A 16238-nucleotide genomic window follows, 5' to 3' on the forward strand; every position below is an offset into this window, starting at 1 on the left:
CCGTGTAGGGTCGTTTCACCGCCTTCAGGTTGCCGCTATACTTTCCAGCGCTCGCTGTTTCGTGGCCGCGGGCGTGATTAGCCACCATGAGGGTGTTCGCGTGAACCAAATCAAGAAGATGCTGGCCGTACCAGCAGCCGTATTCGCCCTCTGGGCAATGAGCGCAACCGCTGCGACCAATGACGACATTGCCAAGCGCCTGGAGCCCGTTGGCCAGGTCTGTGTGCAGGGCCAGGAGTGCAAAGGCATGGAAGTGGCGGCGACCGCGGGTGGCGGTGGTGCCAAGACCCCGGACGAGATCATTGCCAAGCACTGCAATGCCTGCCATGGCAGCGGCCTGCTCGGCGCGCCCAAGGTGGGTGATACCGCGGCCTGGAAGGAGCGAGCCGACCACCAGGGCGGCCTGGATGGCATCCTGGCCAAGGCCATTACCGGCATCAACGCCATGCCACCGAAAGGTACCTGCGCGGACTGCTCGGACGACGACCTGAAAGGGGCGATCAAGAAGATGTCCGGGCTGTGAGCTGCAGCTGAATTTCACCAGGCCCGCCATTGATGGCGGGCTTTGTTTTTGTGGCGGCTGTGCCGGCCTCTTTGCGGCTTTGGCCGCGAAAGGGCCCGCACCGGCAACCAACTCGCTTGAGTTCATGTCCAACCCCTGAACCCACGGATGTCTCAGGAGGCCCCATGCACCTCTGCTCCATCGACCAGGCTGTCGAGCAGGTCCTGGCACGCCTGCCAGCTCATATCCACATGGGCCTGCCGCTGGGCCTGGGCAAGCCCAACGCCTTCGTCAACGCCCTCTACGCCCGCGTGCGCGAACTGCCCGAACGGCGGCTGACCATCTACACCGCCCTGTCCCTGGGCCGGCCGGCACTGGGCGACGGGCTGCAGCGGCGCTTTCTGGAGCCTTTTGTCGAGCGCGTATTCGCCGACTATGAAGAGCTCACCTACCTCAGCGACCTGCGCAACGACACATTGCCAGCCAACATCCGCGTCGAGCAGTTCTTCATGCAGCCCGGCAGCTTGCTGCACAGCGAATCGGCGCAGCAGGACTACGTCAGCAGCAATTACAGCCACGCCGCGCGGGATATCAACGCCAAGGGCCTGAACCTGATCGCCCAACTGGTGGCTGCCACGCCCGAAAAGCCCGTGCACCTGAGCCTGGCCTGCAACCCCGACATCACCCTCGACCTGCTGCCCATGGTCGCCAAACGCCGCGCTGCCGGTGAAACCATCCTCATGCTGGGGCAGGTGCACGCCGAGCTGCCTTACATGCCTGGCGATGCCGAGCTGCCGATCGACGCGTTCGACCTGTTGCTCGACGAGGCCGAACAACGCCGGCTGTTTTCCACACCGAACATGCCGGTCGGCATTCAGGACCACTGCATTGGCCTGCATGCCAGCAGCCTGGTGCGCGACGGCGGCACGCTGCAGATCGGTATTGGTGCCATGGGCGATGCGGTCGCCGCGGCATTGCTGGCGCGCCAGGGCGACAACGCTGGCTACCGTGCGGTGCTCGATGCACTCGATGTCGGCCCCTGGCAGGCGCTGATCGAACGGGAAGGGGGGCTGGATACCTTCGCTCAAGGCCTCTACGGCTGCAGCGAGATGTTCGTCAACGGCCTGCTGGTGCTGGCCGAGGCAGGCTTATTGCGACGCCCGGCGGATGAGCAGGGCGCGTTGTTGCACGGTGGCTTCTTCCTTGGCCCGCAGGCGTTCTATCAGCGCTTGCGCGAGATGCCGCTGGAGCAGCGTGCACAGTTCGTCATGACCCGTATCAGCTTCATCAACGAACTCTACGGGCAAGAGGAACTCAAGCGCCGCCAGCGCCGCGATGCGCGCTTCATCAACACCGCATTCGGCATGACCCTGCTGGGTGCCGGGGTGGCCGACCAGCTGGAAGATGGTCGAGTGCTCAGTGGCGTGGGCGGGCAATACAACTTCGTTGCCCAAGGCCATGCGCTGGAGGGTGGGCGCTCGATCCTGCTGTTGCGCAGTTGGCGCGAGTCGGGCGGTGAGGTGACGTCGAACATTTTCTGGGCGTACGGCCACTGCACCATCCCCCGGCACCTGCGCGATATCGTGGTGACCGAATACGGCATCGCCGACCTGCGTGGGCAGACCGACAGCGAAGTGATTGCACGGTTGCTGGCGGTAAGCGATTCACGGTTCCAGCAGGGGCTGATCGAGCAGGCCAAGAGTGCCGGCAAGCTGCACAAGGGCTTTGAGCTGGACGCGCGCTTTGCCGACAACACCCCGCAACGCCTTGAGGCGGTCAGGGCGCAGCACGCACGGTTGTTCCCCGAGTATCCGCTGGGTACGGACTTCACTGCCGAAGAGCAGGACCTGTTGCGGGCGCTGAACTGGTTGAAGAGCAAGTTCAAGTTGAGCGAGGTGCTGGAGCTGGGCAAGGCCGCGCTGGATGCGCCGGGGCCGGAGGGGTATGAGCAGCATCTGGGGCGGATGCAACTGGGCCAGCCGCAGGGGCTGAAGGAGGAGCTTTACCAGAGGTTGCTGCTGGCGGGGTTGGCGGCGACCCAATAAACCCCAAGGCGCATTGGCCCGATGTAGGAGCGGGTTTACCCGCGAATGCGGTGGTACATTCACTATCGCATTCGCGGGTGAACCCGCTCCTACAAGGGACCGCAGCGCGGCATCACTCGATGAAAGTGACCACACCACCTTCCAGCGACTTCACCCGGGCCAGCGATTCAACGCGGTAGCCCTGGCTGTCCAGCTCGGCGCGGCCGCCCTGGAACGACTTCTCGATGACGATACCCAGGCCGGCCACGGTGGCGCCGGCCTGCTTGATGATCGAGATCAGTGCCTGCGACGCCTTGCCGTTGGCCAGGAAGTCGTCGATCACCAGCACGCGGTCGCTGCTGTTGAGGTGGCGCGGCGAGATGGCCACGGTGTTCTCGGTCTGCTTGGTGAAGGAGTACACCGAGGCGGTCAGCAGGTTTTCGGTCAGGGTCAGCGACTGGTGCTTGCGGGCGAAGATCACCGGTACGCCCAGCTTCAGGCCAGTCATCACTGCCGGGGCAATACCCGAGGCTTCGATGGTGACGATCTTGGTCACGCCAGCATCGGCGAACAGGCGGGCGAACTCGTCACCGATCAGCTGCATCAGCGCCGGGTCGATCTGGTGGTTGAGAAACGCGTCCACTTTGAGGACCTGATCGGAAAGCACGATGCCTTCTTCGCGAATCTTCTGATGCAGTGCTTCCACTGTGATTTCCTCGATGTAACAAAGGTGGCCGCTGGAGGCGGCAATATTAAAGAGTAATGGTTGATCAGCGTTTGAGCATTGCCCGGATGTCGGCCAGGGCGTTGTTGCCGCGTGCCGCCTTCACCTCGACCGGGGCGTCGTCCAGGCCTTCCCAGGCCAGGTCGTCGGGTGGCAATTCGTCGAGGAACCGGCTGGGCGTACAGTCGATGATTTCACCGTATTGTTTGCGCTTGGCGGCGAAGGTAAAGGCCAGGGTCTGGCGGGCGCGGGTGATACCCACATAGGCCAGGCGGCGCTCTTCTTCGATGGTGTCGGCCTCGATGCTGGAGCGGTGCGGGAGGATTTCCTCTTCCATGCCCATGATGAACACGTAGGGGAACTCCAGGCCTTTGGAGGCATGCAGGGTCATCATCTGCACCCCTTCGGCGTTCTCTTCTTCTTCCTGCTGGCGCTCAAGCATGTCGCGCAGCACCAGCTTGCCGATGGCGTCCTCGATGGTCATGTCACCCTCTTCATCCTTTTCGAGGGTGTTTTTCAGTGCGTCCACCAGGAACCAGACGTTGCTGATGCGGAAATCGGCGGCCTTGTCGCTGGCGGTCTGCTGGCGGATCCAGTTTTCGTAGTCGATGTCGCGGATCATCTCGTGCAGCGCGGCAATCGGGTCTTCCAGGGCGACCTTCTGGCGTACCCCGTCCAGCCAGTGTTTGAAGCGCTGCAAACGCTCGGTATAGCGGGCGTCCAGGTGTTCACCCAGGCCCAGCTCGTCGCTGGCGGCGTACATGGAAATGCCGCGCTCGGTGGAATAGTTGCCGAGCTTTTCCAGGGTGGTGGAGCCGATCTCGCGGCGCGGCACGTTGATCACCCGCAGGTAGGCGTTGTCGTCGTCCGGGTTCACCAGCAGGCGCAGGTAGGCCATCAGGTCCTTGACCTCCTGGCGGCCGAAGAAGCTGTTGCCGCCCGACAGGCGATACGGCACCTGGTGGTGCTGCAGTTTCAGCTCGATCAGCTTGGCCTGGTAGTTGCCGCGGTAGAGGATGGCAAAGTCGCTGTACGGGCGGTTGGTGCGCAGGTGCAAGGTGAGGATCTCCATGGCCACCCGTTCGGCCTCGGCTTCCTCGTTCTTGCAGCGGATCACGCGGATCTCGTCGCCTACACCCATCTCGCTCCACAGCTGTTTTTCGAACGCGTGCGGGTTGTTGGCGATCAGCACGTTGGCACAGCGCAGGATCCGGCTGGTGGAGCGGTAGTTCTGTTCGAGCATGACGATCTTCAGGGAGGGGTAGTCCTCCTTGAGCAGCATCAGGTTCTCGGGGCGGGCACCGCGCCAGGCATAGATGGACTGGTCGTCGTCGCCCACCACGGTGAACTGGTTGCGCATGCCGATCAGCATCTTCACCAGCAGGTACTGGCTGGCATTGGTGTCTTGGTACTCGTCCACCAGCAGGTAGCGCACGCGGTTCTGCCAGCGCTCCAGCACCTCGGGGTGTTCCTGGAACAGCTTCACCGGCTGCAGGATCAGGTCGTCGAAGTCCACTGCGTTGAACGCCTTGAGCGTGCGTTGGTAGTGGGTGTAGACGATGGCGGCGGTCTGCTCGCGCGGATTGCGCGCCTTTTCCAGGGCTTCTGGCGGCAGGATCAGGTCGTTCTTCCAGGCACCGATCATGTTCTTGATCTCGTCGATGCCGTCGTCGCCTGAGTATTCCTTCTGCATGATGTCCGACAGCAACGCCTTGATGTCGGACTCGTCGAAGATCGAGAAGCCCGGCTTGTAGCCCAGCCGCTCGTGTTCCTTGCGGATGATGTTCAGGCCCAGGTTGTGGAAGGTACACACCGTCAGGCCGCGACCTTCCCCCGGGCGCAGCAAGGTGCCAACCCGCTCCTTCATCTCGCGCGCGGCCTTGTTGGTAAAGGTCATCGCCACGATGTACTGGGCACGAATGCCGCAGTTCTGGATCAGGTGGGCAATCTTGCGCGTGATCACGCTGGTCTTGCCCGAGCCTGCACCGGCGAGCACCAAAAGAGGGCCGCCGACATAGTCACGGGCTTCCTGCTGCCGGGGATTGAGTCGGGACATGCTAGAAACCGGGGGTCGCCAGAAAATAGCCGCGCATTCTAACAGGCATGGGGCCGTTGTGGCGTGACCGTCTGACGTCTGAGTCAGACTTTTATTGGCGCCCTGTATTAGTCAGGCTAATGCCAGGCACTGGAAAAATCGTATTTGCCGAACGGGCCTGATTTCGCGCAGGATGCACGACAAAATACGTCGGGTCGCCGCAGAGTCCGGTGTATGTATAAAATTGAAAATCATTTTCATCAATGCAGTAGCATATTCATCTTCTCTCGTTGTGCCGTGAAGCCCTAAGGAGCCCGCTTGTCCACGCCTGTCGAACCTCTGCGTTTGCTGCTGTTGGCTGATGAGCCGGAATGGGCCGTGCTGCTGCGCGAGTGCGTGCAGGGGTTGGGCGGCACTGCAGTGCTGTTGACGGCGCCTGACTGGGAGGCCGTCGACAGCCTTTTCAGCCATGACCGGCAAGCCGTGGTCCTGGCGACTGCGGCACTGCAACCAGCGCCGGGGCGCTGTGAGCTGCCGACCATCCTGCTGCTGGACGACGAGCCCGCGGTGGCCCCCAGCGGCGTCAGCGACTGGCTGGTGCGCCAACAGCTCAGCACCGATAGCCTGCGCCGCTCGCTGCGGCATGTGCGCGAACGCGGTGTGCTGGTGGCCACCTTGCAGCGCCTTGCCGAGCAAGACCCACTGACCGGTATTGCCAACCGCCAGGGCTTCCAGGCCTTGCTCACGGCACGGCTGGCTGAAAACGAAGGCCGGGGCGTTGCCCTCGGCCACCTCGACCTGGACAACTTCCGCCACGTCAACGACGCCCTTGGCCACCAGAGCGGTGACCGCCTGATCCTGCAGGTTGTGGCCCGGTTGAAACACCAACTGGAAGCGGGGGACCAGTTGGCGCGCCTGGGCAGCGACGAATTCGCGCTGCTGATCGACACGCGCCGCGACCCGAACCGCGCCGAATGGATTGCCGAACGCATCGTCGAGGCCCTGGCCGAGCCCTATTGGATCGATGGCGAAAGCTTGCTGTTGGGCTGCAGCCTGGGCCTGGCGCATGCCCGTGCCCAGGGCGGCGCCGACCCGCTGATGTGGCACGCGCACATCGCCATGCGCCAGGCCAAGGGTAGCCAGGGCTGCACCTTCCATGTGTTCAACGAGCGCATCAACCGTAATGCCCGCAGCCTGGCCGACCTGGAAAGCGAACTGCGCCGCGCCCTGCGCCGGAATGAACTGGAACTGCACTATCAACCCCGACTGAACCTGGCCGATGGGCGCATCGTGGGGCTCGAGGCGCTGGTGCGCTGGCGGCACTCGGACCGGGGGCTGCTACCGCCCTGCGAGTTCGTGCCGCTGGCGGAGCAAAGCGGCCTGATCGTGCCATTGGGCTACTGGGTGATTTCCCGTGCGCTGCGCGACATGCAGGCGTTGTGCGAACGCGGCCTGGAGCCGCTGCACATGGCGGTCAACCTGAGCTTCCGCCAGTTCCAGGATAGCCAGCTGCTGGCCACCTTGAGCCGGCTGATCCTCGAGCACGGGGTGGATGCTCGCTGGCTGGAATTCGAGCTGACCGAAACGGCGGTCATGCGCCGCAACGAGCTGGTACGCCAGACCATGGATGCGCTGGGCCGGCTGGGCGTGCGCTTCTCGCTGGATGACTTCGGCACCGGTTTTTCGTCGTTCGTACACCTGAACAGCCTGCCGATCACGTTGCTCAAGGTGGACCGCAGTTTCGTGGCCGAAATGGAAATGCGCGAGGAAAACCGCAAGCTGGTGCACGCCATGATCAACCTGGCGCACAACCTCAACCTTGAAGTGGTGGCTGAAGGGGTGGAGAGTGAGGAGCAACTGGAGCTGCTGCGCGGGTTTGGTTGTGACCAGGTGCAAGGTTTTCTGGTCAGCAAGCCACTGCCGGTGGGGGAGTTGATGGAGTTTTTGCTGCAGGCGCCTGACCGTCAGTTGGGGGTTGTCCTTTAGGGCCCTTTCGCGGGCACGCCCACTCCCACAGGGGCCGCGCCCTGTACCTGTGGGAGCGGGCGTGCCCGCGAATAGGCCCTGAAGTCAGGCCGAGGCGGTAGCCTCTCCACCCATCCCAGCTTTGCGCAACAACCGCTTCATCCGCCACTCAAAACCAAAGGTCAGCGCCACCGCCGCACACGCCAGCCCCAGCGCCAATCCCCACCAGATCCCGACCGCCCCGCCGCCCAGGTTGAACGCGAACAGCCAGGCGCTCGGCGCGCCTACCAGCCAATAGCAGCACAGCCCGATCAGGAAGGTGGTCTTGGCATCTTTCAGGCCGCGTATGGAGCCCATGGCGATGGTCTGCATGCCATCGAACAACTCGAACCAGGCGGCCACCATCAACAAGTGCACCGCCAGTTGGTAGATGGCGGCAAAGCCCGGGTCATTACGGTCTATGAACAGGCTCACCAGCGCCTCGGGCAACAGCAAAAACAGCGCCGCAAAGGCAAACATCACGGTTGCCCCGAAGCCGATGCCCACGCGCCCCGCACTGCGCGCCGCCAGCAGGTTGCCGGCGCCGTAGTACAAGCCCACGCGCATGGTTACCGCATAGGAGAGCCCTGTCGGCACCATGAATGCCGTGGACACGATCTGCAGGGCGATCTGGTGGGCCGCCAATTCGGTGCTGCCCAGCACCCCCATGCACAACGCGGCAAAGGCGAACAGGCCCACTTCCACCATGTAGGTGCCGCCAATCGGCAGGCCCAGCCGCCACAGCTCACGCAGGGCGTGCAGCGATGGGCGCGACAGGCCCTTGCGCAGCGGGTAGGCGGCATAGGCCGGGTGCCAGCGGATGTACAACGACAGGGCAATGGCCATGCCCATCGACACCACCGCAGTGACCAGGCCGATACCCATCAGCCCGAGCCTGGGCAGGCCGAACATGCCCTCGATCAGCGCCACGTTGAGCAGGTAGTTCAGCACCGTGCCAACCAGGCTGATGACCATCACCGGGGTCGAACGGCCAAGGGCACTGGTGAACCCGCGCAAGGCCATGAAGGTCAGGTAACCGGGCAACGCCAGCGGCAGCAGGGTCAGAAACTGGGCAGCCGAGGCCACGTTCTCGGGCTGTTGCCCGAACAGCAGCAGTACCGGCTCAAGGTTCCACAGCACCAGCGCGGCGAACAGCGCCAGGCCCCAGGCCAGCCACAGGCCGTTCTGAGCCAGGCGGGTGGCCCCTTCGATGTCGTTGGCGCCCTTGCGAATCGCCACCAGGGTACCCACTGCGGCGATCACCCCCAGGCAGAAAATCGACACGAAGGAATAGCTGGCCGCGCCCAAGCCACCGCCGGCCAAGGCCTGCGGGCTGATGCGGGCCATCATCAGGGTGTCGGTCAGCACCATCAGCATGTGCGCCAGCTGCGAGGCGATCAGCGGCCCGGCCAGGCGCAGTAAAGCCTTGAGTTCTGTAGTGGGCGCGACGTGCATGGGCTGTCCTTGTTCCTGAGGTGATCAACGAAGCGCGATTCTGAGGCTTTGGTCAACTTTGCACAAAAGGATAAAAGCGATGGTTGGCATGAGTTGAACTCATGCCTGCAAGTTTCGGATAATTCGCTTCTGTCCCTGGATTGCAGGTGCCTCATGTCGCGCCAGCTACCTCCGCTGTATGCCTTGCGCGCATTCGAAGCCGCCGCGCGGCTCAGTTCGTTCACCCGCGCGGGCGAAGAGCTGTCGATCACGCAAAGTGCCATCAGCCGGCATATCCGTACCCTGGAAGAGCATTTCGCCTGCCGCCTGTTCGTGCGCAGTGGCCGCACCCTGCAACTGACCGAAGCTGGGCGGGTATTGCTGCCGGGGGTGCGCGAAGGCTTTGCCGCGTTCGCCCGTGCCTGTGAAACCCTGTGTGGTGAAGATGACATCCTGCGCATGAAAGCACCTTCGACCCTGACCATGCGGTGGCTGCTGGCCTGCCTGAGCCGGTTTCGCCACCTGCAACCCGGTAACGAGGTACAACTGACCAGCGCCTGGATGGATGTGGACCATGTGGACTTCAACCAGGAACCGTTCGATTGTGCCGTGTTGCTCAGCGATGGAGTGTTCCCGGCAGACTGGGAGGTACGCAAGCTGTTCCCGGAGTTGTTGATTCCGGTCGGCGCACCGGACCTGCTTGGCGAAAAGCCCTGGGGCGTGTCCCGGCTGGCCGGTATCGAGCTGCTGCACCCCACGGTGGACAAGCGCGACTGGCGTGACTGGCTGCAGCGCATGGGCCTCGCTGGCAAGGTATCGCTCAAGGGTGGGCAGGTTTTCGACACGCTGGAGCTGAGCATGATTGCCGCAGCGCGTGGCTACGGCATCTCCATCGGCGACTTGCTGATGGTGGCCGAGGACGTGGCGCAGAAGCGCCTGAGCCTGCCCTGGCCGACGGCGGTGCCCAGTGGCATGGATTACTACCTGGTGTGGCCGCGTACCCGACGCGGGGGCGAGCGGTTGCGCCGGTTGAGTGCATTTCTGGAACAGGAGGTAGCGGCCATGGATCTCCCGGATGTGGAAATTCTCCCGCCCCTTTGATGGCCCGTGGAGGCGACAGAAAACGTTTGCGAATATCCCGGCCCGACACTCAAGTATTCGCCCGCGACGCCGATTCACTGGCACCAGCGTCCCGGAAGAGGGCGCACTTCCCGTCGATAGAAAGCGGGCGGTCAGTGTGATCAGGACGATCCCGGCCTCTTGCCAGGAGCTTCACATGTCTCAACCCCGTGCCCGCATAGCCTCGCAGCTCGGTGTCGCCCTCGCCATCGTGCTGGCGCTGGTGATTTCCGGCAGTACCCTGTTTGCCCTGCGTTCGCTGGACGATGCCAACCTCGCCACACGCCAGGCGCACCTGGGCAGTGAAGCGCGCCTGCTGGCCGACCAGCTCGAAACCTTCCACAGTTCGCTCAAGGACAATACCCAGCGCCTCAGCGGGTTGTTCGAGCGCCGCTTCGCCTCGGGCCTGTCGCTGCATGCCGGTGAAACGGTGCAGGTCGCCGGGCAGGCAACACCGGCGCTGTACCTGGGTGATCATTTGCTGAACAACGATTTTCAGCAGGTTGACGAATTCCAGCAGATGACCGCTGGCATCGCCACGCTGTTCGTGCGCAGTGGCGAAGACTTCGTGCGCATCAGCACCAACCTGAAGAAGCAGGACGGCAGCCGCGCCATCGGCACTCAGCTCGACCGTCAGCACCCGGCCTACCGCAAGTTGCTGGCCGGGCAAATGTACGTTGGCCGCGCCGTTTTGTTCGAGCGTAACTACATGACCCGCTATGTGCCGGTAAGTGACGGCAACGGCCGGGTAATTGCCGTATTGTTCGTTGGCTTCGACTACACCGATGCGCAGAACACCCAGTTTGCCAACCTCAAGCGTTTCCGCATTGGCCAGACCGGTTCGCTGGCCCTGCAGGACGAGAACGGCCAGTGGCTGGTGCCACCAGCCAATGCCGATCAACCGCTGTACAGCGCAACGGCCGCACTTGCCGAAGGCCCGTGGACGGTGGTGGCGAGCATGCCGATGGCGGAAATCCGTGAGGTGACCTGGAGTGTAGGCCTGCGCCTGGCCATCGGCAGCCTGCTGGCGATGGTCCTGGCGGTGGCGGCTACCCTATGGCTGTTGCGGCGCAAGCTGCGGCCGCTGGACGCGCTGGTGCGCCAGGCCGAAGCGCTGGGCGCAGGTGACCTGAGCGCGCGGCTGAGCGTGACCAGCCACGACGAAATCGGCCAACTGGCCAGCAGCTTCAACAAGATGGGCGAGGCCTTGTCAGGCATGGTCGAGCACATTCGCAGTGCGTCCGAGCAAGTCAGCTCGCGCGCCAAATCGTTGTCTGGCCTGTCGGCCGGGGCCTGCGAGGGCATGGAGCAGCAGTCCGGTGAAATCACCAGCATGGCCGGTGCGGTGGAGGAGTTCAGCGCCACCTCGATGAACATCGCCGACAACATGGCGGGCACCGAGCGCATGGCGCGTGACAATGCCCAGCAGACCCGCATCGGCCGCAGCGCCATGGATGAAGCATCGCGTTCGCTGAAGCAGATTGCCGATGCCCTCGGCGGTACGGCCACGGTGATGGACAGCCTGGGGGCGCGCTCGCAGGAAATCGGCGGCATCATCAGCGTGATCACTGCCATCGCCGAACAGACCAACCTGCTGGCGTTGAATGCGGCCATCGAGGCTGCCCGCGCCGGTGAGCAGGGCCGCGGCTTTGCGGTGGTGGCGGACGAAGTGCGCAGCCTGGCCGCACGAACCCGCCAGGCCACGGATGAAATATCCGGGATGATCACCAGCATCCAGCAGCAGACCGGGCACGCCATCACGACGCTGGAGCAGGGTAACCAGCTGATGCAGGAAGGTCTGCAGCGCAATGACAAGGTGGCGCAAGCGCTGGCGCGTATCGACGAGCAGAGCCGTGCGGCGGGTGAGCAGTTCACGGTGATCAGTACGGCGACTCAGGAGCAGAGCAGCACGGCGACGGTGCTCAGCCGCAATTTGCAGAGCATTGCCCAGGCCAACGGCGAGCAGCGCGAGGTGGCCAATGAGCTGGCCTTTACCGCGCGGGAGCTGGAAGGGCTGGCGGCGCAGCTGCGGCAGGAGGTCGACCGTTTTCGCTGATACCGCAGGGGGCCGCTTTGCGGCCCATTCGCGGGCACGCCCGCTCCCACAGGTACAGCGCAAGCCTTGAACCTGTGGGAGCGGGCGTGCCCGCGAATGGGGCGCCAAGCGCCCCCGGCGATCTACCGGCTTACATCGAACCTAGGTTCAACGCCTGCGCACAAGCCTGCAGCGACCGCCGCTCGCTTTGCGCATACAGCGCCAGTTCATCCTGCACCTGCAGCCCCAATGCTGCTTCAAAGGCATCGCGGTTGGCATTGCTGCCGTACTCGGCCTGCGCATCGTCACCCAGGTTGGACTGGAAGATGCCCGCCGCGCTTACCGGCAGAAAGTCCTCGTAGACCAGCGCTTCGAAGTGCACATGGCCGGCCTCGATCAAGCCCTCCAGGGTAGTCGGGCGACCGTCCTGATCCCGCGCAGCCAGGCCTTTCTCGGTAGCGAAGTAACGGAAATACGCCAGGCCCTGCTCACGCATCTGCGCGAGGTCGTCCGGGAATTCGGCAAAGCTGTCCTTCAGCAGTGTCATGTAACGTTCGGCGTTGGCCTCGGCAGGCGCACCGCCCAAGGCAGCGCGGGTGGCATCGAGCAGTTTGTCGTACAGCTGGCGGCCCTTGGGTGTCAGGGCCGCACCGCGTTGCTCGATTTCGCCAAAGCGCGCGGTGTGGCTGCCTTCGCTGCCCTGCTGGTCGCTGAAGGCGACCTTTTCCTGCAGGGCCTTGAAGCTGGTCTGGCGCAGCAGGATCGGGTGGCGGCGGGTGGGCGGGCCTTCCACCACGGCCTTGGGCGGAATGCCCTTGGCCGGCATGCCGACCTGAATGGCATCGATGTCCAGCGTACGCGGGGTCAGGTGGTTGATGTGCGGGCCCTTGAAGGCCACCACGTCGGCAATCAGGCGGTGCTGATCGTGCAACTGCTGATATTGCTCGGCGGTGACGGTGGCGTCCTGGTGCCAGCGGAAGGTGTGCAGGGCCTCCTGCACGAATGCGGCGGCATCGGTGGCATTCAAGCCGCCGTCGCGCTCGCACTGGGCGATCAGTTCGAGGGCGCGCGCGGTGAAGATCTGGCGCTTGGCCAGAATGCTCTGGGCCAGTTCGCGCAGTTGCGGGTTGTCGATCAGTTCCAGGCGCAGCAGCGAGGTGAACACCCGGAACGGGCTGATGTGCAGGGACTGCTCGTGCACCGCGCGGAAGGCGGTGGAGTGCACCGGCACACCGGCAGAGCTAAGGTCGTAGTACCCAACCGGCTGCATGCCCATCACCGCGAACAGGCGGGCGATGGTAGCCAGTTCTGCGGCGGTGCCAACCCGGATGGCGCCATGCCGCTCGTGGTCCAGGCGCTCGATTTCGCCGGTCCAGCGCAGGGCCTCGGCAACGTCGGGCTGCTGGGCCATGACCTGCTGGTTGATTTCGCTCACCAGCTCCAGCAGCGTGCCGTACAGCGGCACTTCCTGTTTGTACATGAGCGACATGGCGGCAGAAAACTGCGCGCGAATGCTGTCGGGGCTGACGAAATCGTGGGCGGGCATCGCTAGCTTCCTGGTTAGGTTCGGACGCTTACATGAAAGCTGGGAATGCACCTTGCTCACAAGCGAAAAAAAGTGAGTGTGTCATTCCTTTTTTGATCGACCTCAAGGGCCATTCGGGCTGCTTTGCAGCCCATCGCGACACAAGGCCGCTCCTACAGGTCGAGGTAGGCCCGGCAACCTCAAACCTGCAACTGCTCGCCGATCCACTCCACCAACGCCCGTACCTTGGGCACCTCCGCCGCATGCTCGGCATACGCCAGGTAATGCGCCCCGGCACTGCGCATGGCGTGATCCCATGGCACCACCAGGCTGCCGTCGGCCAGCTCCTTGGCTGCCAGGTAGCGCGGCACCAGTGCTACCCCGCAGCCTGTCTGCGCGGCGCTCAATGCCATATAGAAGGTATCGAAGCGCGGCCCGTGGTAGGCGTTGACGCTTTGCAGGCCCTGCTCCAGGAACCACTCGTGCCAGGCCTCGGGGCGCGAGGTACTCTGCAACAGCACCAACTCAGCCAGCTGTTCGGCGCCCGCCAACTCACGCCCGGCCAGCAGCTCCGGCGCACACACCGGCACCACTTCTTCGCCGAACAGCGCCACGCAGGTGGCACCCGGCCAGGTGCCCTGACCATAGAAGAACACCACATCCGCCGAACCCTGCAGCAGGGCGAACGGCTCCATCTCGTTGCGGATATCCAGGTGGATATTGCTGTGCCGTTTGCCAAAGCCCTTGAGGTGCGGGATCAGCCAGCGCACGCCAAAACTCGGTTGAGTGGCGACCTTCAGTATCTCGGTCTGCTCGCCATAGGTGAGCACGTAGCGGCTGGACATATCCACCTGGGTAAGGATCTTGTTGACCTCGGCCAGGTACAGGCTGCCGGCCGGGGTCAGTTGCAGGCGCCGGCGAATGCGCAGGAACAGGTGATGGCGCAGCATGTCCTCCAGCTGCGCCACCTGCTTGCTGACCGCGCTCTGGGTCAGGTGCAGCTCTTCAGCGGCACGGGTAAAACTCAAATGGCGGGCTGCAGCTTCAAAGCACTGCAGGGCGGTCATGGAGGGCACCAGGCGTTTGGACATAGCGGTCTCTGCGATACGGATCATTACCTGGTGGAATGATATGCGGAATAAAGGTCGTTTGTTGTACCTATGTGATCGGATTAATACTGATCCACATCATTTTTCCACCCCATCACCCGATGTAGGAGAAGCACAAATGGTTGCTGGATTGCTCGAGCGCCTTGGCGTTGCCGCCGAGGCTTACACCCAGGGCGATTACCCTGTTCACACGCCGATCGACGGCAGCCAGATCGCCTCGGTGAAACTGCTCGGCAAGGCCGAGACCACCGCCTGCATCGACCAGGCCCAGAGCGCCTTCGAAGCCTGGCGCAGCGTACCGGCACCACGCCGCGGCGAGCTGGTGCGTCTGTTTGGCGAAGTGCTGCGTGCGCACAAGGCCGACCTCGGCGAGCTGGTCTCGATCGAAGCCGGCAAAATCACCCAGGAAGGCCTGGGTGAAGTTCAGGAAATGATCGATATCTGCGACTTCGCCGTGGGGCTGTCGCGCCAGCTGTACGGCCTGACCATCGCTTCCGAGCGCCCAGGGCACCATATGCGTGAAACCTGGCACCCGCTGGGGGTGGTCGGCGTGATCAGCGCCTTCAACTTCCCGGTCGCGGTGTGGGCCTGGAACACCGCACTGGCCCTGGTGGCCGGCAACTCCGTGGTATGGAAGCCGTCCGAGAAAACCCCGCTGACCGCCCTGGCGTGCCAGGCACTGTTCGAAAAAGCCCTGAAAGCCTTTGGTGACGCCCCGGCGGGCCTGGCGCAGCTGGTCATCGGTGGCCGTGAAGCCGGTGAAGCCCTGGTCGACGACCCGCGTGTGCCGCTCGTCAGCGCCACCGGCAGCACCCGCATGGGGCGCGAAGTTGGCCCACGTGTGGCTGCACGCTTCGGCCGCAGCATCCTTGAGCTGGGCGGCAACAACGCCATGATCCTGGCCCCCAGCGCCGACCTCGACCTGGCCGTGCGCGGCATCCTGTTCTCGGCGGTCGGTACCGCCGGCCAGCGCTGCACCACCCTGCGCCGCCTGATCGTGCACCGTTCGATCAAGGACGAAGTGGTTGCCCGGGTCAAAGCTGCCTACGGCAAAGTCCGCATTGGCGACCCGCGCAAGGACAACCTGGTTGGCCCGTTGATCGACAAGCTGTCGTTCGACGCCATGCAGGGCGCCCTGGCCAAGGCCCGCGACGAAGGCGGCCAGGTATTCGGTGGTGAGCGTCAGCTGGCCGAGCAGTACCCGAATGCCTACTACGTGTCGCCAGCCATCGCTGAAATGCCGGCGCAAAGCGACGTGGTCCGCCACGAAACCTTCGCCCCGATCCTCTACGTACTGGCCTACGACGACTTTGAAGAGGCCCTGCGCCTGAACAACGAAGTGCCACAAGGCCTGTCGTCGTGCATCTTCACCACCGACCTGCGTGAGGCCGAACGTTTCCAGAGCGCTGCGGGTAGTGATTGCGGCATTGCCAACGTCAACATCGGCACCAGCGGTGCCGAGATCGGCGGTGCGTTCGGTGGCGAGAAAGAGACCGGTGGTGGCCGGGAATCCGGTTCGGATGCCTGGAAGGGCTACATGCGCCGCCAGACCAACACTGTGAACTACTCGCGCGAGCTGCCGCTGGCACAGGGTATCGTGTTCGACTGATCGGTTGATGCTGCATGGCCGGGGGCTTTGCCCCCGGTTCGCGGGTGAACCCGCTCCTACGGGCACTGCACAGCTTTTCGAACCTGTGCAGTGCCCGTAGGAGCGGGTTTACCCGCGA

11 protein-coding genes are annotated in these 16238 nt (G+C 63.8%); 6 read left to right on the forward strand and 5 right to left on the reverse strand.

All coding sequences use genetic code 11. The features are described 5' to 3' along the window. Positions 1 to 118: 118 nt before the first annotated feature. Together QME24_RS00525 and QME24_RS00530 are read left to right on the forward strand one after the other, a co-directional pair. Positions 119 to 523, forward strand: coding sequence for a c-type cytochrome (locus QME24_RS00525; RefSeq protein ID WP_033690433.1), 405 nt, complete (start codon positions 119 to 121; stop codon positions 521 to 523). Between the two features lie 164 nt (positions 524 to 687). After that, the gene (locus QME24_RS00530; protein WP_280091077.1) at positions 688 to 2547 is read left to right on the forward strand and encodes an acetyl-CoA hydrolase/transferase C-terminal domain-containing protein; all 1860 of its coding nucleotides are present in this window, start codon (positions 688 to 690) and stop codon (positions 2545 to 2547) included. A gap of 112 nt (positions 2548 to 2659) precedes the next feature. Here QME24_RS00530 and QME24_RS00535 read toward each other — a convergent pair whose 3' ends face one another. After that, positions 2660 to 3232, reverse strand: a complete 573-nt coding sequence (locus tag QME24_RS00535; RefSeq protein WP_009683322.1) for a xanthine phosphoribosyltransferase — start codon at positions 3230 to 3232, stop codon at positions 2660 to 2662. 64 nt (positions 3233 to 3296) lie between these two features. Further along, positions 3297 to 5306, reverse strand: coding sequence for a DNA helicase Rep (gene rep / locus QME24_RS00540; protein ID WP_029887601.1), 2010 nt, complete (start codon positions 5304 to 5306; stop codon positions 3297 to 3299). A 297-nt stretch (positions 5307 to 5603) separates the two neighbouring features. Here rep and QME24_RS00545 point away from each other — a divergent pair, with 297 nt between their 5' ends. Continuing rightward, entirely contained in the window at positions 5604 to 7271 is a 1668-nt protein-coding gene (locus QME24_RS00545) for a bifunctional diguanylate cyclase/phosphodiesterase (RefSeq protein ID WP_192441285.1), read from the forward strand. 84 nt (positions 7272 to 7355) lie between these two features. Here the strand turns inward: QME24_RS00545 and QME24_RS00550 are convergent, their stop codons facing one another. Beyond that, complete coding sequence (locus tag QME24_RS00550; RefSeq protein WP_192441283.1) at positions 7356 to 8744, reverse strand: NorM family multidrug efflux MATE transporter; 1389 nt, start codon at positions 8742 to 8744, stop codon at positions 7356 to 7358. A gap of 153 nt (positions 8745 to 8897) precedes the next feature. Here QME24_RS00550 and QME24_RS00555 point away from each other — a divergent pair, with 153 nt between their 5' ends. Both QME24_RS00555 and QME24_RS00560 read left to right on the forward strand, forming a co-directional pair. Then, positions 8898 to 9824: a LysR substrate-binding domain-containing protein gene (locus QME24_RS00555; RefSeq protein ID WP_054905187.1), complete on the forward strand. Its 927-nt coding sequence runs from the start codon at positions 8898 to 8900 to the stop codon at positions 9822 to 9824. A 175-nt stretch (positions 9825 to 9999) separates the two neighbouring features. Then, a complete protein-coding gene (locus QME24_RS00560; RefSeq protein ID WP_280091076.1) occupies positions 10000 to 11898 on the forward strand; it encodes a methyl-accepting chemotaxis protein in 1899 nt (632 codons plus the stop codon). A gap of 130 nt (positions 11899 to 12028) precedes the next feature. Here the strand turns inward: QME24_RS00560 and QME24_RS00565 are convergent, their stop codons facing one another. Together QME24_RS00565 and QME24_RS00570 are read right to left on the reverse strand one after the other, a co-directional pair. After that, positions 12029 to 13423 carry a VOC family protein gene (locus tag QME24_RS00565; RefSeq protein ID WP_054905185.1) on the reverse strand — a complete coding sequence of 465 codons (1395 nt, stop codon included), beginning with the start codon at positions 13421 to 13423 and terminating at the stop codon, positions 12029 to 12031. A 179-nt stretch (positions 13424 to 13602) separates the two neighbouring features. After that, positions 13603 to 14493, reverse strand: coding sequence for a LysR family transcriptional regulator (locus QME24_RS00570; RefSeq protein WP_054905184.1), 891 nt, complete (start codon positions 14491 to 14493; stop codon positions 13603 to 13605). Positions 14494 to 14629: 136 nt separating this feature from the next. On the opposite strand from QME24_RS00570, the gene QME24_RS00575 reads away from it, so the two are divergent. After that, positions 14630 to 16120, forward strand: a complete 1491-nt coding sequence (locus QME24_RS00575; protein ID WP_009682136.1) for an aldehyde dehydrogenase family protein — start codon at positions 14630 to 14632, stop codon at positions 16118 to 16120. Positions 16121 to 16238: the final 118 nt, after the last annotated feature.

It is taken from the genome of Pseudomonas sp. PARCl1 (assembly GCF_947311875.1).
In the GTDB taxonomy this organism is placed as follows: Bacteria; Pseudomonadota; Gammaproteobacteria; order Pseudomonadales; family Pseudomonadaceae; genus Aquipseudomonas; species Aquipseudomonas juntendi.

Bases quoted from the DNA above. Each gene is read 5' to 3' on its own strand.
- QME24_RS00525 (WP_033690433.1), top strand. From the start codon at position 119: ATGCTGGCCGTACCAGCAGCCGTATTCGCCCTCTGGGCAATGAGCGCA.
- QME24_RS00530 (WP_280091077.1), top strand. From the start codon at position 688: ATGCACCTCTGCTCCATCGACCAGGCTGTCGAGCAGGTCCTGGCACGC.
- rep (WP_029887601.1), bottom strand. From the start codon at position 5,306: ATGTCCCGACTCAATCCCCGGCAGCAGGAAGCCCGTGACTATGTCGGC.
- QME24_RS00550 (WP_192441283.1), bottom strand. From the start codon at position 8,744: ATGCACGTCGCGCCCACTACAGAACTCAAGGCTTTACTGCGCCTGGCC.
- QME24_RS00555 (WP_054905187.1), top strand. From the start codon at position 8,898: ATGTCGCGCCAGCTACCTCCGCTGTATGCCTTGCGCGCATTCGAAGCC.
- QME24_RS00560 (WP_280091076.1), top strand. From the start codon at position 10,000: ATGTCTCAACCCCGTGCCCGCATAGCCTCGCAGCTCGGTGTCGCCCTC.
- QME24_RS00565 (WP_054905185.1), bottom strand. From the start codon at position 13,423: ATGCCCGCCCACGATTTCGTCAGCCCCGACAGCATTCGCGCGCAGTTT.
- QME24_RS00570 (WP_054905184.1), bottom strand. From the start codon at position 14,493: ATGTCCAAACGCCTGGTGCCCTCCATGACCGCCCTGCAGTGCTTTGAA.
- QME24_RS00575 (WP_009682136.1), top strand. From the start codon at position 14,630: ATGGTTGCTGGATTGCTCGAGCGCCTTGGCGTTGCCGCCGAGGCTTAC.